Origin of the sequence: Enterobacter cloacae complex sp. EB5 (assembly GCF_031432835.1) — a bacterium.
In the GTDB taxonomy this organism is placed as follows: Bacteria; Pseudomonadota; Gammaproteobacteria; order Enterobacterales; family Enterobacteriaceae; genus Enterobacter; species Enterobacter hormaechei_C.
Genome location: NZ_CP133860.1, coordinates 1,733,338 through 1,754,024 on the forward strand (window position 1 = coordinate 1,733,338; position 20,687 = coordinate 1,754,024).

At 55.9% G+C, this 20,687-nt stretch carries 22 protein-coding genes; 8 read left to right on the plus strand and 14 right to left on the minus strand.

The window, feature by feature from the left end; all coding sequences use genetic code 11:
* Window positions 1-110: 110 nt before the first annotated feature.
* The 6 genes from RHN82_RS08260 (at window position 111) to ghrB (ending at window position 6,142) form a co-directional block, all read left to right on the plus strand.
* Window positions 111-773: an OmpA family lipoprotein gene (locus RHN82_RS08260; protein ID WP_022650190.1), complete on the plus strand. Its 663-nt coding sequence runs from the start codon at window positions 111-113 to the stop codon at window positions 771-773.
* Between the two features lie 158 nt (window positions 774-931).
* Window positions 932-1,948, plus strand: coding sequence for a LacI family DNA-binding transcriptional regulator (locus RHN82_RS08265; protein WP_015569988.1), 1,017 nt, complete (start codon window positions 932-934; stop codon window positions 1,946-1,948).
* Window positions 1,949-2,050: 102 nt separating this feature from the next.
* Window positions 2,051-2,800: a sugar phosphate isomerase/epimerase gene (locus tag RHN82_RS08270; RefSeq protein WP_047050443.1), complete on the plus strand. Its 750-nt coding sequence runs from the start codon at window positions 2,051-2,053 to the stop codon at window positions 2,798-2,800.
* 3 nt (window positions 2,801-2,803) lie between these two features.
* Window positions 2,804-3,742, plus strand: coding sequence for a sugar kinase (locus RHN82_RS08275; RefSeq protein WP_047050442.1), 939 nt, complete (start codon window positions 2,804-2,806; stop codon window positions 3,740-3,742).
* A gap of 117 nt (window positions 3,743-3,859) precedes the next feature.
* On the plus strand, window positions 3,860-5,140 hold the full coding sequence (locus RHN82_RS08280) for an MFS transporter (protein ID WP_001089079.1): 1,281 nt from the start codon (window positions 3,860-3,862) through the stop codon (window positions 5,138-5,140).
* Window positions 5,141-5,167: 27 nt separating this feature from the next.
* On the plus strand, window positions 5,168-6,142 hold the full coding sequence (gene ghrB / locus RHN82_RS08285; protein WP_047050440.1) for a glyoxylate/hydroxypyruvate reductase GhrB: 975 nt from the start codon (window positions 5,168-5,170) through the stop codon (window positions 6,140-6,142).
* Window positions 6,143-6,200: 58 nt separating this feature from the next.
* On the opposite strand, the gene cspA is transcribed toward ghrB, so the two are convergent.
* Window positions 6,201-6,413, minus strand: a complete 213-nt coding sequence (gene cspA / locus RHN82_RS08290) for an RNA chaperone/antiterminator CspA (RefSeq protein WP_003860775.1) — start codon at window positions 6,411-6,413, stop codon at window positions 6,201-6,203.
* 243 nt (window positions 6,414-6,656) lie between these two features.
* Window positions 6,657-7,367, minus strand: a complete 711-nt coding sequence (locus tag RHN82_RS08295; protein ID WP_047050437.1) for a DUF3053 domain-containing protein — start codon at window positions 7,365-7,367, stop codon at window positions 6,657-6,659.
* 330 nt (window positions 7,368-7,697) lie between these two features.
* Here RHN82_RS08295 and RHN82_RS08300 point away from each other — a divergent pair, with 330 nt between their 5' ends.
* Window positions 7,698-7,985, plus strand: a complete 288-nt coding sequence (locus RHN82_RS08300) for an HTH-type transcriptional regulator (RefSeq protein WP_003860776.1) — start codon at window positions 7,698-7,700, stop codon at window positions 7,983-7,985.
* Window positions 7,986-8,023: 38 nt separating this feature from the next.
* Here the strand turns inward: RHN82_RS08300 and RHN82_RS08305 are convergent, their stop codons facing one another.
* From RHN82_RS08305 to ubiD, 3 genes are all read right to left on the minus strand, one after another.
* Window positions 8,024-9,643 carry an ABC-F family ATP-binding cassette domain-containing protein gene (locus tag RHN82_RS08305; RefSeq protein WP_047050434.1) on the minus strand — a complete coding sequence of 540 codons (1,620 nt, stop codon included), beginning with the start codon at window positions 9,641-9,643 and terminating at the stop codon, window positions 8,024-8,026.
* 215 nt (window positions 9,644-9,858) lie between these two features.
* Window positions 9,859-10,560, minus strand: coding sequence for an NAD(P)H-flavin reductase (gene fre, locus RHN82_RS08310; protein ID WP_003860778.1), 702 nt, complete (start codon window positions 10,558-10,560; stop codon window positions 9,859-9,861).
* 39 nt (window positions 10,561-10,599) lie between these two features.
* Entirely contained in the window at window positions 10,600-12,093 is a 1,494-nt protein-coding gene (gene ubiD, locus RHN82_RS08315; protein WP_161956915.1) for a 4-hydroxy-3-polyprenylbenzoate decarboxylase, read from the minus strand.
* Window positions 12,094-12,265: 172 nt separating this feature from the next.
* Here ubiD and rfaH point away from each other — a divergent pair, with 172 nt between their 5' ends.
* On the plus strand, window positions 12,266-12,757 hold the full coding sequence (gene rfaH, locus RHN82_RS08320; protein WP_047050429.1) for a transcription/translation regulatory transformer protein RfaH: 492 nt from the start codon (window positions 12,266-12,268) through the stop codon (window positions 12,755-12,757).
* On the opposite strand, the gene tatD is transcribed toward rfaH, so the two are convergent.
* The 9 genes from tatD to udp all read right to left on the minus strand — a co-directional run bounded on the left by tatD (window position 12,754) and on the right by udp (window position 20,664).
* A complete protein-coding gene (gene tatD, locus RHN82_RS08325; protein ID WP_047050426.1) occupies window positions 12,754-13,536 on the minus strand; it encodes a 3'-5' ssDNA/RNA exonuclease TatD in 783 nt (260 codons plus the stop codon). The two genes, rfaH and tatD, sit on opposite strands and share 4 nt — an antisense overlap.
* Window positions 13,537-13,577: 41 nt before the next feature.
* Window positions 13,578-14,348 (minus strand): Sec-independent protein translocase subunit TatC, encoded by a 771-nt coding sequence (gene tatC, locus RHN82_RS08330; protein ID WP_032646822.1) that lies wholly within the window; start codon window positions 14,346-14,348, stop codon window positions 13,578-13,580.
* Window positions 14,349-14,350: 2 nt separating this feature from the next.
* The gene (gene tatB, locus RHN82_RS08335; protein WP_003860783.1) at window positions 14,351-14,893 is read right to left on the minus strand and encodes a Sec-independent protein translocase protein TatB; all 543 of its coding nucleotides are present in this window, start codon (window positions 14,891-14,893) and stop codon (window positions 14,351-14,353) included.
* Between the two features lie 3 nt (window positions 14,894-14,896).
* Complete coding sequence (gene tatA / locus RHN82_RS08340) at window positions 14,897-15,151, minus strand: Sec-independent protein translocase subunit TatA (protein ID WP_003860787.1); 255 nt, start codon at window positions 15,149-15,151, stop codon at window positions 14,897-14,899.
* A gap of 76 nt (window positions 15,152-15,227) precedes the next feature.
* On the minus strand, window positions 15,228-16,868 hold the full coding sequence (gene ubiB, locus RHN82_RS08345) for a ubiquinone biosynthesis regulatory protein kinase UbiB (protein ID WP_017694740.1): 1,641 nt from the start codon (window positions 16,866-16,868) through the stop codon (window positions 15,228-15,230).
* Window positions 16,865-17,470, minus strand: coding sequence for an SCP2 domain-containing protein (locus RHN82_RS08350; RefSeq protein ID WP_047050421.1), 606 nt, complete (start codon window positions 17,468-17,470; stop codon window positions 16,865-16,867). Before RHN82_RS08350 ends, ubiB begins: the two co-directional genes overlap by 4 nt.
* 13 nt (window positions 17,471-17,483) lie before the next feature.
* Window positions 17,484-18,239: a bifunctional demethylmenaquinone methyltransferase/2-methoxy-6-polyprenyl-1,4-benzoquinol methylase UbiE gene (ubiE, locus tag RHN82_RS08355; protein WP_003860790.1), complete on the minus strand. Its 756-nt coding sequence runs from the start codon at window positions 18,237-18,239 to the stop codon at window positions 17,484-17,486.
* Between the two features lie 66 nt (window positions 18,240-18,305).
* The gene (gene rmuC / locus RHN82_RS08360; RefSeq protein WP_040117071.1) at window positions 18,306-19,763 is read right to left on the minus strand and encodes a DNA recombination protein RmuC; all 1,458 of its coding nucleotides are present in this window, start codon (window positions 19,761-19,763) and stop codon (window positions 18,306-18,308) included.
* 139 nt (window positions 19,764-19,902) lie between these two features.
* A complete protein-coding gene (gene udp / locus RHN82_RS08365; RefSeq protein ID WP_003860792.1) occupies window positions 19,903-20,664 on the minus strand; it encodes a uridine phosphorylase in 762 nt (253 codons plus the stop codon).
* Between the last annotated feature and the right edge of the window lie 23 nt (window positions 20,665-20,687).

Sequence of the window (20,687 nt, forward strand, 5' to 3'; positions counted from 1 at the left end):
TCGTTTGTGACAAATTTCAGAGTTATACACTGAATTTTCTCCGTATCCGGACGTCATAATCCACTGCCACGTCCGTCGTGGCAAAGAATAAAAAGGATTAAGGAAATAAGATGAAAAAACGCGTACTCGTTATTGCCGCTCTGGTGAGCGGCGCACTGGCTGTTTCAGGCTGCACAACCAACCCTTACACCGGCGAACGCGAAGCGGGCAAATCCGGCATTGGCGCGGGTATTGGTTCCCTGGTGGGCGCTGGCGTTGGCGTACTCTCCTCCTCCAAGAAAGATCGCGGCAAAGGTGCGCTGATTGGCGCAGCGGCAGGCGCAGCCCTGGGCGGCGGCGTGGGTTATTACATGGATGTGCAGGAAGCAAAACTGCGTGACAAAATGAAAGGTACGGGCGTGAGCGTGACGCGCAGCGGTGACAACATCATCCTGAACATGCCAAACAACGTGACCTTTGACAGCAGCAGCGCGACGCTGAAACCCGCAGGCGCGAACACCCTGACCGGCGTGGCCGCGGTGCTGAAAGAGTACAATAAAACTGCCGTGAACGTGATTGGTTACACCGACAGCACCGGCAGCCAGGATCTGAACATGCGTCTGTCGCAGCAGCGCGCCGATTCCGTGGCCAGCTCGCTGATCACCCAGGGCGTAGAAGCGAACCGCATCCGCACCAGCGGCATGGGTCCGGCTAACCCGATCGCCAGCAACAGCACGGCGGAAGGCAAAGCGCAGAACCGCCGCGTTGAGATTACGTTGAGTCCTGTGCAGTAGGTAAAAGCAAAACGGCAACCCCGTTGCCGTTTTTAGTGTTTACGCCCTCTCCCACGGGAGAGGGTTGGGGTGAGGGCATCAGACCGCCACCCGGCAAATAGCTTGATTCGCCAGATTTTCCCGCTAAGGTATTCTCACTAAATTCAGGGAAATCAGCGATGATCAAACCAACCCGGGCCACCATCAGCGACGTGGCGAAAGCCGCCAAAACCGGTAAAACCAGCATTTCACGCTACCTCAACGGCGAGAAACACCTGCTTTCCGATGCGCTGCTGGCGCGAATTGAACAGGCCATTGCCGATCTCGACTACCGTCCCAGCCTGATGGCGCGCGGTCTCAAGCGAGGTCGCACCCGTCTGATTGGCCTCATCATCGCCGATATCACCAACCCCTACTCCGTTAACGTCCTCAGCGGCATCGAAGCGGCGTGCCGTGAGAAAGGCTTTACCCCGCTGGTCTGTAACACCAATAACGAGGTTGATCAGGAGCTGCATTACCTCGATCTGCTGCGCAGCTATCAGGTGGAAGGGATTGTGGTGAATGCCGTCGGGATGCGCGAAGAGGGGCTAAATCGCCTGCAACAATCCTCTCTGCCGATGGTGCTTATTGACCGCAAAATCCCGGAATTTGCCTGCGATGTGGTCGGGCTGGATAACACCCAGGCGGCCACCACCGCCACCGAGCACCTGATTGAACAGGGTTTCGAAGCCATTCTGTTCCTGAGCGAACCGCTGGGCATGGTTAATACCCGCCGCGACCGCCTGGCTGCATTTCGAGCCACGCTGGCGCGATATCCCGGCGTGATCGCCGAGAATGCCGAAATCCCCCTGCATGAAGCCGGGCAGCTGGATAATACCCTGCGCCAGTTCCATACCCGCCATCGGGGAATGCGCAAAGCGGTGATCTCCGCGAACGGGGCGCTGACGCTTCAGGTTGCCCGCTCGCTTAAACGCATTGGCCTGCACTGGGGCAGCGACATCGGCTTACTCGGCTTTGATGAACTGGAGTGGGCAGAACTGGCTGGCGTAGGCATCACCACCCTCAAACAACCCACCTGGCAGATCGGCTATGCCGCGGTTGAACAAGTGGTTCGCCGCATTGAAGGCACCCGCGACGCCGTACGCGAGCAGGTTTTTTCCGGCGAGCTGATCGTTCGCGGTTCTACTGCCCGTTAATTTTCCCTTCGTGACAGCGATCATAAATTCAGCATCCCGATCTTTTCTTTGGAACCGGTTCCATCTAGCGTAATACTATCGATTACGCTCTGGAGTCAGGAAATGAGCAGGAAAATTATGGTGGTCACCGCCGCGTATGGCGCGGATCAGGTGCGACAGGCAGGCGGTCAACGGGCGATGCTTCCCGTTATTGCCGGCGCAGGGGCTGATGGCGTTGAAATCCGCCGCGAGCTCTTCAGCAACGACGAGTTAATGGCCCTGCCTGCGCTCGGCGAGTCCATTGAACTGCTGGGTTTACTGGCGTGCTACTCCGCCCCGGCCCCCCTGTTTATGCCCGATGGCACCCTCAACCCGGATCTCCCGCGCTACCTTAGCGAAGCCAGCGCCCTGAACGCGCTGTGGCTTAAAGTCTCGCTGGGTCATTTCAGCGACAAACAGCCGCTTGAAGCCCTGCGCACACTGCTGGATGAAAGCGGCATGACGCTGGTGGTGGAAAACGACCAGACCGACTGCGGGCAGCTCGCGCCGATGCAGCGCTTCAAAGCCGCCTGCCGGGTAATGGCGCTGCCGGTCACGCTGACGTTCGATATGGGCAACTGGCTGTGGGTTGGCGACTCCCCGGAAGAGGCTGCACGTCAGCTGGCTCCCGCCGTGAGCTATATTCATGTGAAGGCCGCAGTCCCACATAAGGCGCAGTTCCGCGCCGTCGCGCCGGATCAGGCCGATTCTCGCTGGCGGGATCTGCTTAATCAGCTGCCTGCCGATGCGCCACGCGGCATCGAATTTCCGCTGGAAGGGACGGATCTCACCGCCGTCACCCGCCATTACGTCAACCTGCTGCGCGAGGAGTAAACCATGCACAAGACGCTGGATGTCATCACCATTGGCGAGGCCATGGCGATGTTTGTCGCCACCGAAACGGGCGAGCTGAGCGCAGTGGAGCACTTCATTAAACGCGTGGCGGGCGCAGAGCTGAACGTCGCGACGGGACTTGCGCGGCTGGGGCTGAATGTCGGCTGGGTAAGCCGCGTGGGAAATGACAGCTTTGGCCATTTCGTTCTCGACTCGCTGAAAAAAGAGGGCATTGATGCCGCAGGCGTGACCCTTGACGGACGCTTCCCGACGGGCTTTCAGCTGAAATCTAAAGTTGAAAATGGAACCGATCCCATCGTGGAATATTTCCGCAAAGGCTCAGCGGCAAGCCATCTCTCCGTGGATGATTATCACGCCGCGTATTTCTCCTCCGCGCGCCACCTGCACCTGAGCGGCGTGGCGGCGGCGCTCTCGGCCAGCTCGTACGATTTACTGGATCATGCGGCTTCGGCAATGAAAGCGCAAGGCAAAACGCTCTCCTTTGATCCTAACCTGCGCCCGGTGCTGTGGAAAAGCGAAGCGGAGATGGCTGAGAAACTCAACCGACTGGCGTTTCAGGCGGACTGGGTTCTGCCGGGCATAAAAGAGGGAATGATCCTCACTGGCGAAAGCACGCCCGAAGGCATTGCTGATTTTTACCTCAACAAAGGGGTAAAAGCCGTGGTGCTAAAAACCGGTGCCGACGGCGCATGGTTTAAAACTGCCGACGGTGAGCAAGGCGCTGTCGCTGCGGTAAAAGTCGACAACGTGGTCGATACCGTGGGCGCGGGCGATGGGTTTGCCGTCGGGGTTATCAGCGCCCTGCTGGAGGGCAAACCACTGTCGCAGGCCGTGGCGCGAGGCAACAAAATTGGTTCGCTGGCGATTCAGGTGCAGGGCGACAGCGAAGGATTACCAACACGAGCAGAGCTCGGCGTCTAAATTCCCTCTCCCCGTGAGAGAGGACCAGGGTGAGGGCAGCAATCCGCACCAGATAATTAAGCCACCGTGTACCCTACAGACAACGGCGGCAACAACCTCAACAACAGAGGCAAGCCTATGAACAGTTCGACCAATGCAGTAAAACGCTGGTGGTACATCATGCCAATCGTGTTTATCACGTACAGCCTGGCGTACCTGGATCGTGCCAACTTCAGTTTCGCATCCGCCGCCGGGATCAACGAAGACCTTGGGATCACCAAAGGGGTCTCCTCCCTGCTGGGTGCCCTCTTCTTCCTGGGCTATTTCTTCTTCCAGATCCCCGGCGCGATTTACGCTGAACGCCGCAGCGTGCGAAAGCTCATTTTCATCTGCCTGATCTTGTGGGGTGCCTGTGCGTCGCTTACTGGCGTGGTGAATAACATACCTGCTCTGGCGGCCATTCGCTTTATTCTCGGCGTGGTTGAGGCGGCCGTCATGCCAGCAATGCTGATTTACATCAGTAACTGGTTCACAAAATCTGAGCGTTCACGTGCTAATACGTTCCTGATACTCGGTAACCCGGTCACCGTGCTGTGGATGTCGGTGGTTTCCGGCTATCTGATCCAGTCCTTCGGCTGGCGCGAGATGTTCATCATCGAAGGGGTTCCCGCGATTATCTGGGCATTCTGCTGGTGGGTGCTGGTGAAAGATAAGCCAGCCCAGGCGAAATGGCTTTCTGAGGACGAAAAAGCCGCACTCCAGGCGCAGCTGGATAAAGAGCAGCAGGGGCTGAAAGCGGTGCGTAACTACGGCGAAGCCTTCCGCTCCCGGAACGTTATTCTGCTGTGCGCACAGTATTTTACCTGGAGTATTGGCGTGTACGGCTTTGTGCTGTGGTTGCCGTCAATTATCCGCAGCGGCGGTGAAAACCTTGGCATGGTGGAAGTGGGCTGGCTGTCATCCGTGCCTTACCTGGCTGCGACCATCGCGATGATTATCGTCTCCTGGGCATCGGACAAGCTGCAAAACCGTAAGCTGTTCGTCTGGCCGCTGCTGCTGATCGCTGCTTTTGCCTTCATTGGCTCCTGGGCCGTAGGCGCAAACCACTTCTGGGCTTCGTATACGCTGCTGGTGATTGCCGGTGCGGCCATGTATGCCCCGTATGGTCCGTTCTTTGCCATCATCCCGGAAATGCTGCCGCGTAACGTCGCCGGGGGCGCGATGGCGTTGATCAACAGTATGGGGGCGCTGGGTTCGTTCTTTGGCTCGTGGTTTGTGGGCTATCTGAACGGCGCCACCGGCAGCCCGTCGGCCTCTTACATCTTTATGGGGGTGGCGCTTTTTGCCTCGGTATGGCTTACTCTGATCGTTAAGCCTGCTAATAATCAACAGCTACCCGTTGGCGCACGCCACGCCTGAATCCTTTTAAAAACAACGGAGATTAGCATGAAGCCGTCCGTCATTTTGTACAAAGCACTGCCTGAAGACCTGCAAAAACGCCTGGAGGAACACTTTACCGTTACCCGGGTCAAGAACCTCAGCCCGGAAACCGTGGCACAGAACGCCGACGCGTTTGCCAGCGCTGAGGGCCTGCTGGGTTCGAGCGAAAAGGTGGATGCAGCGCTGCTGGAGAAAATGCCGAAGCTTCGTGCTACCTCAACCGTTTCGGTGGGATACGACAATTTCGACGTGGATGCGCTAAACGCGCGCAACATCCTGCTGATGCACACGCCGCATGCCCTGACGGAAACCGTCGCCGACACGCTGATGGCGCTGGTGCTCAGCACCGCCCGTCGCGTGGTGGAAGTAGCCGAGCGCGTGAAAGCGGGCGAATGGACGAAAAGCATTGGCCCGGACTGGTTCGGCGTGGACGTTCATGGCAAAACGCTGGGGATTGTTGGGATGGGCCGTATCGGACTGGCGCTGGCACAGCGCGCGCATTTTGGCTTCAACATGCCCATCCTGTATAACGCACGCCGTCACCACAGTGAAGCTGAAGAACGTTTCAATGCCCGCTATTGCGAGCTTGATACGCTGTTGCGGGAAGCCGACTTTGTCTGCCTGATCCTGCCGCTGACGGATGAAACGCGTCATCTCATCGGCAAAGCGGCCTTTGAAAAGATGAAGAAGTCGGCCATTTTCATCAACGCGGGTCGTGGTCCGGTGGTCGATGAGAAGGCGCTGATTGAGGCACTGCAAAACGGTGAGATCCACGCCGCCGGTCTGGACGTGTTTGAACAGGAGCCGCTGCCGGTGGATTCTCCGCTACTGACCATGCCGAACGTCGTCGCCCTGCCCCACATCGGCTCTGCCACTCATGAAACACGCTACAATATGGCGGCGACCGCCGTGGATAATCTGATTGCCGCGCTCGGCGGTAAAGTGGATAAGAACTGCGTTAACCCGCAGATACAACAGTAGAAACGAAAAAACCCGCCAGAAGGCGGGTTTTTGAATTTTGTGCTACTGGGTTGGAAGCTTACAGGCTTACAACGTTACCAGCTGCTGGGCCTTTAGCGCCGCTTTCGATGGTGAAGGAAACTTTCTGACCTTCATCCAGAGATTTGTAGCCATCGTTCTGGATAGCAGAGAAGTGTACGAACACGTCTTTAGAGCCATCGTCAGGAGTGATGAAGCCGAAACCTTTATCAGCGTTGAACCATTTTACCAGACCAGTCATTTTAGCAGACATAGAAATTACCTTATTAAAAATATATTGTGCCTTCCGGCTTGATGGATTGCGTTACAGATTTTTAAGCGATGAAGGAAGGGTCACTACGAAGGGTATCTATGGATAACAATCTGGACTGCTTTACTAAACTGCTTTAGGTCTGTGTAACAAACCGACGAACATAGTTATACCGATGTGGTAGATGAATGACAAGCGTTATTTTCATCAAGCATAAAAAAAACCCCGCCGAAGCGGGGGTTTTTCTTATTCCGTAGCAGCGACCGCTGCGCTCCAGGCCTGGCTAAAGGCCTGATGCTGGGACGCGAGCGGCCCGATCAGCGCGTTATACTGGCTCGCCTGCTGGGAGGTCGGGAACTGGATACCGTTAGAGACGAAGCTCACCTGCGTACCTTGTTCACTAATAAAGTCACCCACCTGAACCAACTGCTGAGTAAAGACCTGCGCCGCCGGGATCAGCGGTTGCAAGGCGTTTGACGGCTTGGTCACGACTTTCTCATACACCTGGTCATAGACCGGTTTGAGATCCTCGCCCTGCTTCAACGCGGAACGCGACGCATCAGCCTGCATTTTGGCATTTTGCAGCTGCTGGCTCAGTACCCCAAGCGCGCCATTTGACTGGCGCAGCGGTTCGCGTCGGGTCATATAATCCTGTGGAACGCGAATAGCATTCACGCTATCCACTACCGGGCGAATACCGGAATCCATCGCCTGGCTTACCTGCTGTGAATAGCCATACAGAATGGCGTAATCCGACACGAATGGACCAAACTGTTTTTTCTGATCCGCAGTCAGCGTTGGTAAACGCTCGCCGCTACGCATCACTGTATTCTGTAAAAAATCGATAAACGCTTTGCGCTGATCGCCTTCTTTATCGAAACACCCACTCAGGCTAACAACCATCAACAACGCCGCAATAGGCGCAAACCAGCGAGAGCAGGACTTTCCTGTCGCCATTTTATTACTCCTTTCACCCAAAAAGCGCACACCGGCACACGCGTGCCCAACGCTGACAAGGATAGTCCAGGTCAGCCTTGCAAGATAGAGTTTTCATGCAAAACGGGTATTCCCGTTTTTGTACTGACTATTTACAAAAAAATACCTGTGCATCCCTACATATGACTAATCAGGTAATTAGCATAACTATCCATATAGCTGAAACGCGTAAAGCGATCGTTATCGCACAATTAATCACAGCCGTGACGATCCTGTGTCTGGTTTAGGGACTATTCTTAACAGGCTCTCTGATGTTCATGATCCCGATGTGTGATTTATGAGGAGTTCTCAATGGAATTAAAAGATCCTGAGTTTGAGCTGCTGAGCAGCCTGGAACAGATTATTTTTAAAGATGTACCGCCGACGGTTACCCTGAATCAAAAGTCCAATCCTTTTAGTGAATTTGAGCGTTTACGTAAAGGATCGGGCCTGAAAACAGATGAATTCGCAAGAGCGATGGGTGTCAGCGTAGCGATGGTGCTGGAGTGGGAGTCAAAACGTGAAAAACCTACCCCAGCCGAGCTAAAGCTGATGCGCCTGATCCAGGCAAACCCTGACCTTCGCAAGCAGTTAGCCTGATAAAGTTTGTTTGCCCCCGCCCTTGCGGGGGCTTGTGTTTACAGGCTTTCACATCGCAATCCCATCTCTTCCCACACCAGTTCATGCGTCAGCTTCAGCCCTGCCAGAAAGGCTTCATCGTGCGACACCACCAGCAGCGCGCCGGGGTAATCGGCTAAGGCCGCTTCAATGGCCTGAACAGAGGCCAGATCAAGATGGTTGGTCGGCTCATCCAGAAGCAACAGCTGCGTTGCCGCTTCACGCCACAATACGCAGGCCAGCGCGGCCTTCAGGCGCTCGCCGCCACTCAGTTCGGCCAGTGGGAGTGTCACTTTCTCTGCGCCCAGCTGAAGCTGCGCTAAACGGGTACGCAGCGCCCCCTCTTCGAGCGGCGTATTGCCCAGGCTAAGGTGCGTCATCACCGACTGCGACAGATCCAGCCGGGAAAGATGCTGATCGAGATAAGCACACCTGACGGAGACCTTACAGGTTCCCGTAACAGGGGCGGTTTCGCCCAACATCACTTTCAACAGCGTGGATTTTCCGCAGCCGTTCGGCCCGCGTAGCGCCACGCGCACCGGGCCATCCATTCGCCAGTTTATCGGGCAGACAGGCACGTGCGGAAGCACCAGTTCTTCCAGCACCAGCACCTGTTTTCCTTCCGGGATTTCACTGCCCGGCAGGGTAAACATCACCGCGTTATCCTCTTCAACCCGCTCGCGTGCCTGGTTGACCGCAGCGTTCAGAGCATGATTTTGATCGCTATGCTGTTTTTTCCAGGAACCAATACGCTCTTTCGCCGCCCCTTTGTATTTGACCCGTTCAAACGAGGCGATGTTAAGGCTGTCGACCGTGCGAAGCGTTTTGGCTGAACGCCGCAGGCTGTCGTCATGCTCTTTATGCATACGGGCGCGGGTACGCTTGCGCTCGGTGGCAGCATGCTCCAGCGCGGCGCGGGCAGCCAGCTGTTCAGCATCACGCTGGGTTCGATAGTCAGCATAATTCCCCCCGTAGCTGCGCAAGCCCAACGCGCTCAGTTCAAGGATACGCGGTACCTGGGCCAGCAACTCACGGTCGTGGGAGGCCACCAGCACCCCGCCCTGATACCGGGATAGCTGCTCGTAGAACCACACGCGGCCTTGCCTGTCGAGGTGGTTGGTCGGTTCGTCCAGCAGCAGGTAGTCAGCATCCGCGGTGAATGCGCTGCACAGCAAGGCACGAATGCGCTCACCGCCGCTCAGCTCTGCCGCGCGTTTATTCGGGTCAAAAGGGGGAAGTTTTGCAGCAATAAAAGCCTGGCTCAGCCGTTCAGCCAGATCCCAGTAACCTTCGAGCGTGTCGAGATCGTCGGGTTCATAATGACCGCTGTCGATGCGCGTGCGCGCCGCAAAGATCGCGTCGTAACCAAGCAGCCCGGCAAGCGTGGTATCCGCAGAAATATCCTGCTGCTGCGCCACATAGACGTGTGTACCAAAGCGCTCAATATGACCGCTGGCGGGTTCATCAACCCCTGCCAGCAGCCGCAGAAGGCGTGTTTTACCGCTGCCGTTGCGGCCAACCAGCGCGCACACTGACGCATCCAGAGAAAGATTCAGTGGACCAAAAAGGATATCGCCCGTCGCAAACTGACAGGTGACCTGATGCAAAATAAAAGAGGGGGACTGCGCAAAATGAGCCATAAGCACTCCTGAATGAAATCAAAACATCCCCTGCCGACGCGGTGCGTTGAGCAAGGATCGAAATTCATCAGTCGTGTTTGTTCATTTTTGGGGGGCGCTCCTGAGGGCGAAATTTAACGGGAACAAGAATAACGGCAATGCGCCGCCCATTTCAAGGTTAAATTTTCACCAGGCTATTGCCCGAGCGTAAAAACCCGCCGAAGCGGGTCTCTCAATCAGATAAACGCAAACGCATCGCCAAACAGACGATCTTCCCGCGCGTCACGCTCGTTGCAGAACAGGTCGCGGGCAATTTTTGCCATTTCAAAGCGACCGGCAATGTAGATATCGTGCCCGGCCAGCGTCCCGTGATCCTGCAATACCGCAGTCAGCACCGTACCGCTACGCCCGCGCCAGCCCTCTTCCGGCTGCTCGACAACCGGCTCAATGCGCAGGTTTGGATGATTCACGCTCAGCGCTTCCAGCTCAGACAGATCGTAAAGGTGCTTCTCTTCACGGCCGCCCCAGTAGATGGTGATATCGCGATTCGGGTTGCGCGCCAGCGCGGTCAGCAGAATAGAGCGGACATATGAGAAGCCCGTGCCACCGGCAATCAGGATCAGCGGACGGTCTTCGTCTTCACGCAGCCAGGCCTCGCCATGAGGAATATCGACCACGATTTCACGCTCTTTCAGGATGCGGTCCATCACGGCCATCGCGTACAGGTTAAGCTCAGACGCACCAATATGCAGCTCAATAAATTCCTTCTCTGCTGGCGTTGAGGCCATAGAGAAAGGACGCTTATCACGCTCGTCCATCACGACCATCAGGTACTGACCGGCACGGAATGAGAAGGCCGCTTCAGGAACCAAACGGACGCGATATACGGTGTCGGTAATAGCATCTACCGACGTCACTTTACAGCTTAAGGTTGTCATTCGCTCTCTCTGTCGGGAAGTCTATAGGGCTAAACGGTCTTATTCTGCCTTACCGTTATTCATTATGGCCAGCTCGTCCCAGATCGCGTCAATTCGCGCGGTCACGGCAGGATCTTTTTCGATCGGGCGACCCCATTCACGGTCGGTTTCGCCAGGCCATTTGTTCGTGGCATCCAGTCCCATTTTTGAGCCAAGGCCGGAAACCGGCGAGGCAAAGTCCAGGTAATCAATCGGCGTGTTTTCCACTAACACCGTATCACGCGCCGGATCCATACGCGTGGTGATGGCCCAGATGACGTCATTCCAGTCGCGGGCATTGACGTCATCATCGCAGACAATCACAAACTTGGTATACATAAACTGGCGCAGGAAAGACCATACGCCCATCATCACGCGCTTAGCGTGACCGGCATACTGCTTCTTCATCGTCACCACCGCCAGGCGATATGAACACCCTTCCGGCGGCAGATAAAAATCAACAATTTCCGGGAACTGCTTTTGCAGGATCGGCACGAACACTTCGTTCAGCGCCACGCCAAGCACCGCCGGTTCATCCGGTGGACGGCCGGTATAGGTGGAGTGATAGATGGCATCTTCACGCTGGGTAATGTGGGTGACGGTGAACACCGGGAAGTTATCCACTTCGTTGTAATAACCGGTGTGGTCGCCGTACGGCCCTTCGGGTGCCAGCTCGCCCTGTTCAATGTAACCTTCCAGCACGATCTCTGCGCTGGCCGGTACTTCCAGGTCATTGGAGATGCACTTCACCACTTCGGTTTTGGTGCCGCGCAGCAGCCCTGCAAAGGCATATTCAGACAGCGTATCAGGAACAGGCGTCACCGCGCCCAGAATGGTTGCCGGATCGGCACCCAGCGCGACGGAAACCGGGAAGCGTTCGCCCGGATGGGCCGCGCACCATTCCTGGAAATCCAGCGCCCCACCGCGATGGGACAACCAGCGCATGATGAGCTTGTTCTTGCCAATCAGCTGCTGGCGGTAAATGCCGAGGTTTTGACGCTCTTTATGCGGCCCACGCGTCACGGTGAGGCCCCAGGTGATCAGCGGTGCGGCATCTTCAGGCCAGCACTGCATGATGGGAATTTTGGTCAGATCCACCGCATCGCCTTCCAGCACTTTTTGCTGGCATGGCGCACCGCGCAGGCGTTTGGTGGGCATGTTCAGCACCTGCTTAAACTGCGGCAGCTTGTCGAACAGGTCGCGGAACCCTTTTGGCGGCTCCGGCTCTTTCAGAAAGGCCAGCAGTTTGCCCACTTCACGTAACGCCGTGACATCTTCCTGTCCCATCCCCAGCGCCACGCGGCGAGGTGTGCCAAACAGGTTGCACAGCACCGGCATGGCGTAGCCTTTTGGGTTTTCAAACAACAACGCCGGGCCGCCCGCGCGCAGGGTGCGGTCAGCGATTTCTGTCATTTCCAGATACGGATCAACAGGAAGCGTAATGCGTTTGAGTTCGCCCTGCTTTTCCAGCAGCGCCAGGAAGTCGCGTAGATCGTGGTATTTCATGCAGTTAATCATGGCCTCTCTGTAAGCGCTTCATTATACGGCGTAAGACCGCGTGATGCTGTAATTTTGTTAAATTAGCGTGAACTTCCACGACTTACTCTCTTTTTCGCCATTATAATCACCTTAGCGATCCCGCCAGGGTTTTGGTATGCTTGCGCCCCGAACAATGGGAAGAGTGATTATGCAGGCCTGGTATTTACTGTATTGCAAACGCGGGCAACTTCAGCGCGCGCAGGAACATCTTGAACGTCAGTCTGTTAACTGCCTGACACCCGTGATCACGCTTGAAAAAATGCAGCGTGGAAGACGCACGACCGTCAGTGAGCCTCTGTTCCCGAATTACCTGTTCGTTGAGTTCGACCCCGAAGTGATCCACACCACGACGATCAGCGCCACGCGCGGCGTCAGCCATTTTGTGCGTTTTGGCGCCCATCCGGCAAGAGTACCGTCATCGGTTATTCATCAGCTTTCTGTCTACCAGCAGCCTGAAAATATTACCGATCCGGAAACCCCTTATGCTGGCGACAGCGTGGTGATCACCGAAGGCGCCTTTGAAGGCTTACAGGCCATCTTCGCTGAGCCGGACGGTGAAGCGCGCTCCATGCTGCTGCTCAACCTGCTGAATAAAGAGGTGTTGCAGAGCGTTAAAAACACCGATTTCCGCAAAGTTTAGAACTGCACGCCGAACAGACGACGCACGTTATCATCGGTTTGTGCCGCCAGCCACTGCGCATCTTCTCCGCGCCAGTGCGCCACTCGCTCAGCAATATGCCCCAGGTAGGCCGGTTCATTACGTCGTGATGGCGGTTTGGGCTGCATATCCCGGGGCAACAGATACGGCGCATCCGTTTCCAGCAGCAAACGATCGGCCGGGATAACAGGTAACAGCTCACGCAGCTCCAGCCCACGACGCTCATCGCAGACCCAGCCCGTGATACCCAAATACAGCCCGCGGTTCAGGCAGTCCAGCGCTTCCTGACGGGAGCCCGTAAAGCAGTGCAACACCGCGCCCGGCAGTTTCTCCAGCCAGGGTTCCAGAAGCGCCATAAAACGTTCATGCGCATCGCGACAGTGCATAAACACCGGCATCTCCAGCTCTGCTGCCAGCGCGAGCTGGGCGGTAAATGCCTTCTCCTGCTCTTCAGGCGTTGAGAAGTTACGGTTGAAATCAAGCCCGCATTCGCCAATGGCAGCCACTTCTGGCGTTTGTGCCAGACGATGTAGCGCCTCAGCGCTTTCATGCGTCCACTGGCTGCTGTCATGAGGATGCACGCCTGCGGTGGACCAGCAGTGTTGATAGCGTTGCGCCAGCTGCCGTGCCTGCTCACTCTCATGCAGATTCGTTCCCGTCAGTAGCAGCCCACCCACGCCGGCGGCAAAGGCGCGCGCCACCACCTCATCGTGGTCTTTCGCAAACTGGGCGCTGGTCAGGTTAAGCCCGATATCAAACATACGTATCCCCATATGACAACCGCCCTGACGGGCGGTTGGTTTTATTCTTTAGTGGTCTCTTCAGACGGCTCGTCTTCTTCGTCCCCGGTACGCCCCTTTCCGACGTAGAAACGAGCGAAGAACACGCCGACTTCAAACAGGCAGTACATGGGTATCGCCAGTAAGGTTTGCGAGAAGACGTCCGGTGGCGTTAACAGCATACCTACAACAAATGCCCCCACCAGGATGTACGGGCGCTTCTTACGCAGATCGTCAGGCGTGGTCACCCCCACCCAGCAGAGCAGGACAATTGCTACGGGCACCTCGAAGGCGACGCCAAAGGCCATAAACAGCGCCATCACGAAGCTGAGGTAGCTGGCGATGTCCGTCGACACCTGTACCCCTTCCGGTGCGGTATGCGTCAGGAAACCGAAGGCCAACGGGAAGACAACGAAGTAGGCGAACGCCATGCCGATATAAAACAGCAGCGAACTGGACACCAGCAGCGGAATAACCAGCTTGCGTTCATGCTTGTACAGCGCGGGCGCCACAAATGCCCAGACCTGATACAAAATGACCGGCGCAGAGGCAATCAACGACACCCAGAAGGTCAGCTTGATCGGGGTAAAGAACGGCGAAGCAACGTCTGTTGCAATCATCGTCGCGCCCAGCGGCATCTGTTTAATCAGCGGCGCGGAAACCACCTGATAGATATCGTTGGCAAAATAGACCAGACATAAAAAAATGAGGAAAACCGCAATAATGCAGTTTAACAGGCGCTTACGCAGCTCAATGAGGTGCGTAATAAGCGGTTGAGTATCATCTACTGCCATGTTTACGCTTTATCACTCGACGAGGGGGATGATTCGGAAACGGGCGCGGCGGGTTTTACCTCAGCCGTTTTGACCACGGGCTCTTCCGGCGGCACCTGCTTTTTCACTTCGGGCTCCTGCGGCGATTGCTCTGGCGAAGCAGCCTGATGCTCCGCGCTGGAAGGCGTTACACCCTCGCGCTGCTCTTCGCTACCCTTCACTACCGGATTGTGGATGGTGTTTGCTTCATCGCTCGCCTTCTCAGGATCGTTAATGCTGTAAGAGCGCTTCATGGATTCCGCCGCTTCGCGCAACTCATCCATTGATGCTTTCAGCTCCGGCGTCAGGTTGTCCATGCTCGCCTTTTCAACTTTTTTCAGGCTGTCCTGAAATTCCTGAAGCTTCAGCTCCTGCGCCAGCTCGTTCTGCACGGTAGTTGCCAGCGAGCGAAGCGCCCGCACCCAGCCCACGACGGTTTTCACCGCAACGGGTAAACGCTGCGGCCCCAACACAATCAGACCAATCACAAAGACCAGCAGTAACTCACCAAAACCAATGTCGAACACGAATTACACCTGCTCTTTATCGTGACGTTTAGCCTCTTCCTTTTTGGCTTCGTCCTGCTTATCGGCGATGGATTTAGCGGTAAAATCAGCATCCTGACTGGTTTTTTCCTGCTTATTCTCATCATCGCTCATGGCTTTCTTGAAGCCTTTGATTGACGCGCCCAGGTCGGAACCAATCGATCCGAGTTTTTTCGTGCCAAACAGCAGCACAACGATGACGGCAATGATCACTAACTGCCAGATACTGATACCACCCATGCGTGTTCCCCAGTGATAGATGATTAATTAGTCAGATCGCATTATACGTATGCAATCTCTCGATAGCGACGCTAATTCAGCGCGTTTTTCTCCAGCCAGCAAGCCAGACAACCACACCGGCAGCCATAATCCAGGCTGGCATCATTTCCCAGTCCGGACGATTGATCAACAGCAACGTGCCGCTTATCAGCAGCGTCGCGCCAATTCCGAAGAGATAGCGGGACTGCCCCTGACGCACGCGACTGGATTGAAGCTCGTGCGCGATTTTATCCATGCTGTGCTGAAGGTTCTTGCTCTGACGCAAACTGTCGTAAACCAGTTCAGGAATTTCAGGCATTTTTTCAATCCAGAACGGGCCTTTCTCTTTAAGCGAGCGAACCAGGGCTGGAATACCGACCTGATCCTTAATCCAGGATTCGAGGAACGGTTTCGCGGTTTTCCACAAGTCTAACTGAGGATAGAGCTGGCGGCCTACGCCCTCAACGTAAAGTAATGTTTTCTGAAGTAAAACTAATTGCGGCTGCACTTCCATATTGAAACGGCGTGCGGTGTTGAACAGGTTGAGCAGGACGTGTCCGAAAGAGATCTCCGAGAGCGGCTTTTCAAAAATCGGCTCACAGACGGTGCGGATCGCAAATTCAAACTCTTCCACGTTGGTATCTGGCGGAACCCAGCCTGAATCCACGTGCAGCTCGGCCACCTTACGGTAGTCGCGATTGAAGAAAGCGATAAAGTTCTCAGCGAGATAACGCTTATCCTCTTTATTCAGCGAGCCGACAATACCGCAGTCGATGCCAATGTATTTCGGATCTTCCGGGTGCTCATAGCTGACGAAAATGTTGCCCGGATGCATGTCTGCATGGAAGAAGCTGTCGCGGAAAACCTGAGTAAAGAAGACCTGCACGCCACGTTCGGCCAGCAGCTTCATGTTGGTGCCCTGCTTTTCCAGCGCGGCCACGTCCGAGACCGGAATACCGTAGATACGTTCCATCACCATCATGTTCTGACTGCAATAGTCAGAATAGACTTCAGGAACATACAGCATCGGGCTGTCTTCAAAGTTTCGACGCAGCTGAATGGCGTTCGCCGATTCACGCAGCAGGTTAAGCTCATCAATCAGCGTTTTTTCGTATTCCCGAACCACTTCCAGCGGACGCAGACGGCGCCCATCCGGCAACAGACGCGGCACCCAGCGAGCCAGGCGATAAATCAGCTTCATGTCTGCTTTGATAACCGGCAGGATATCCGGACGAATCACTTTGATGACCACCTCTTTGCCATTTTCCTTCAGGCGCGCGGTGTGAACCTGCGCAATAGAGGCAGAGGCCAGAGGCTGAATATCGAAATCATCAAACCAGGTCTCGATGGGGATATTGCCCATCGCTTCTTCGATTTGTTTCTTCGCTCTCTCTCCGTCAAACGGAGCAACGCGGTCCTGCAATAGCGCGAGCTGATCGGCAATCTGCGGTGGGAAAAGGTCGCGACGTGTTGAGAGCATCTGTCCAAACTTGATCCAGACCGGTCCCAGCTCCTGCAACGCAAGACGCAGGCGTGCGCCCAGCTCCTGATCCTTATGGCGATTCGGCATCCAGAACAGCGTGCGACGCCAAAGCCGAAGCGGCAGGGTGATACGCATTCTGGGGATAAGCTCGTCGAGCCCGTAGCTCAAAAAGGTGCGAACGATAAAATAGAGGCGCCGAATTTCACCAGGCGTCATTTGCCCTCCAGTTTTTCCAGCCGTTTGGTTAACGCATCAACTGCGCGCTCAACTGCCGCGGTCTCTTCTGCAAACCAGGCGACTTCTAAAGGCCCTGGCGCCATACGCCACTCTTCGGTCAGCACCTCGGCAGCGTAGCGCTGTTGACGGAGCAGACCTTTACGCAGGAAAGCGGAACCCGTGCGCAGCGTTTTGCTTATACCTTCAGCCGCGATGTCGCCGATATAGGGCGCCAGCAGTTCCGCCGGGTCGAATTCAGCCTGATCGCTGAGTGCAACGAAGTTCTGTACCACCTGAATATCGCCTTCGACCTCCAGCTCACCGCTGCGAATAAGCGCCGTCATCTGCTGACGGTTACGCAGTTTTGGCAATACGCTCATGTGCGTAATCACCGAGCAGTCCGCCTCGCCTTCCCACTCCCCCAGAACGTCAAGCTGGCGTTCGCTGAAGACCAGCACAAGCGGCGTCGAGAACTCCTTTAAAACGATGCGCAGCACCTTTCCGTTAAGCCGCTGACGTGCGGTTTTCAGCGCCGGAGCGCGATACAGAAAGGCATTCAGTACATTCTCGATGCCTGCGGTGACTAAGGGTTTAATGGGCACGGGAAACCTCCACTCAGAACTTGTAACCACGATGCAGCGCGACGACACCCGCCGTCATATTGAAGTATTCCACGTTTTCAAACTCCGCATCCTGCATCATCGCTTTCAGCGTGTCCTGATCCGGGTGCATTCGGATGGATTCGGCCAGATAACGGTAACTTTCTGCATCGTTTGCCACCAGCTCGCCGATGCGCGGCAGAACGTGGAAGGAATAGGCATCGTAAGCTTTGCTCAGCGGGTCGATAATCGGTTTAGAAAACTCGAGTACCAGCAGTCGACCGCCCGGCTTAAGCACGCGGTACATGGAGCGCAGCGCTTTATCTTTATCGGTCACGTTACGCAGACCGAAAGAGATGGTGATGCAGTCGAACGTATTATCCGGGAACGGCAGCGCTTCGGCGTTGGCCTGAACATATTCAACGTTGCCTACCACGCCGATATTACGCAGCTTTTCGCGTCCCATTTTCAGCATGGAGTCGTTGATATCCGCCAGCACCACGCGGCCGGTTTCGCCAACCAGACGGGAGAATTTAGCGGTCAGATCCCCTGTGCCTCCGGCTAAATCCAGCACCGTTTGTCCACGGCGCACGCCGCTGCAATCAATAGTGAAGCGCTTCCACAAGCGATGAATGCCGAATGACATCAAATCATTCATCACATCGTACTTCGCCGCCACGGAATGAAATACGTGGGCCACCATGTCAGCTTTCTGCGCTTTGGCGACAGTCTGAAAGCCAAAGTGCGTTGTGTCTTGTGAATCGTCAACCATCTCAGAGCCTGCTAATCAGTCAAATGTTCGTGAAGTGTAACAGATTGGGCGCATTTGCCCTACGTTTCAACCACCGTGAAAGAAACGCGCCGGCTGCGCTTCGGGAGATAAACTCGCCGCTAAATCGTTGTCTTCATTGCGGCTATTTTGCTCACCGTCGCCTTCACGCAGACGAAACTCTTCGTCCTGAGCGGTAGCCTGCTCCACCAGTTCCGGATTAATCTCGCGTTTAACTTCCACCCCCAGGCTGCGAAACGCCTCCGCCTGCGCCAGCAAATTGCCGCGCCCGGAGGAGAGTTTTTTCATCGCCTGGCGGTAATTATCCTGCGCGCGATCCAGGCTTTGCCCCACCGAGGACATATCGTCCACAAACAGCCGCATTTTGTCGTACAGCTTGCTGGCGCGATCGGCAATCTGCTGCGCGTTACGGCTTTGGTGCTCATAGCGCCACAGGTTGGCAATGGTACGTAACGCCACCAGCAGCGTGGTGGGGCTGACCAGCATAATGTTATTTTTCAGCGCTTCGGTGATCAGTTCGGGCTGTCTGTCGAGCGCCAGCAGGAACGCAGGCTCGACCGGAATGAACATCAGCACATAATCCAGCGATCGCAGCCCCGGCAACTGCTGATAATCTTTTCTGCCCAGCAGACGGATATGGTTACGCACGGAGGCGATGTGCTCCTGCAACGCTGTTTCGCGGGTGTAGTCATCCTCAGCGTTGAAGTAGCGCTCATAGGCCACCAGCGTCATTTTGGCGTCGATAACCACATCTTTGCCCTGTGGCAGACGAACAATGACATCCGGCTGCATCCGCGAGCGCGCATCGTTCTCAATGCTGACCTGCGTTTCGTATTCGTATCCTTCGCGCAGACCAGAGGCCTCCAGCACGCGCGTCATGACCACTTCGCCCCAGTTTCCCTGCGCTTTGTTATCACCTTTCAGTGCGCGCGTCAGGTTAACCGCCTCCTGCGCCATCTGCGCATTCAGCTGCTGGAGATTACGAATTTCATGCGCCAGCGTGTGGCGTTCGCGGGCCTCCTGACCAAAGCTGTCCTGTACCTGACGGCGAAAGCCGTCCAGCTGTTCACGCAGCGGCGTCAGCAGGCTGTTCAGGCTCTGGCGGTTCTGCTCATCCACGCGGCGATTGCTGTGCTCGAAAATGCGGTTCGCGAGGTTCTCAAACTGCTCGCTAAGACGCTGCTCGCTGTTGATCATCTGACGGATTTTGTCTTCGGCGTGCAGTTGGGTGGATTCAAGTCGGGTAGTCACTTCCCGGAGATCGGCCTCCAGCGAGGTGTTGATATCACGCAGATTGCGCAGTTCGTTATTGAGCAGTTCGCACTCGTCGCGCCAGTGGTCACTCAGCGCAAGCTGTTGTTTCGTCGCGCTGAGTTCAGCGACGATCTCTTCGCGCTCTGCCAGCTGCTCGGCTTTCTGCTGCGCATGCTGGTAGCCGGAAATGAGCCAGCCAATCCCCACGCTCACCAGCGCAACTACCGCATAAACCAGGATTGAGATATCCACAATGCCCCCTGCATCCACGTCTAACCCGCACAAAATAGAATTGTGCTGTATGAACGTCCAGTTTGAAAGGGTTTTCCTGCGAGGCGTTACGCAAAAAGAAAAGGCCGAGCATGTCGGCCTTTCAGCAATGAAGAGAGAATTAGATCAGGCGGCGCGCCGCTTCAACCACGATTTTTACCGCATGGCTTTCAGTCTGCTTCATGGTTTCAGCGTTCGGGATCTCCTGCTGGGTGCGGTTGACGATAACGCCCGCCACCATACCGGCACGCAGACCCTGGCTTGCGCACATGGTCAGCAGCGTCGCAGATTCCATTTCGTAGTTCATGACGCCCATCGACTGCCACTCTTCCATGGAGCCTTTGAAACGGCTCACCACGCGACCAGAGAAGGTGTCGTAACGCTCCTGGCCCGGGTAGAAGGTGTCGGAAGAGGCAGTTACGCCCACGTGGGTGGTGGCGCCCACGGACTTCGCGGCCTCAACCAGCGCGGTGGTGCATTCGAAATCGGCCACTGCCGGGAATTCCATCGGTGCAAAGTGCAGGCTTGCCCCGTCCAGACGCACGGATGCGGTGGTAACCAGCACGTCGCCCACGTTGATGTGCGGCTGAATGGCGCCGGTGGTGCCGATACGCAGGAAAGTACGAATGCCCAGCTGCGCCAGCTCTTCAACGGCGATAGAGGTAGACGGGCCACCAATACCGGTAGAGCACACGATCACCGCTTTACCGTCCAGCTCTGCGCGCCAGGTGGTGAATTCGCGATGGGCTGCCAGCTTAACCGGCTTATCCATCAGCGCGGCGATCTTTTCCACACGCTCAGGATCGCCGGGGACGATAGCAAGCGTAGCCCCTTGTAAATCGTTTTTAGTGAGGCCGAGATGAAAAACATCAGACTTAGACATAGGTGACTCCTCTGTGGGTCGGT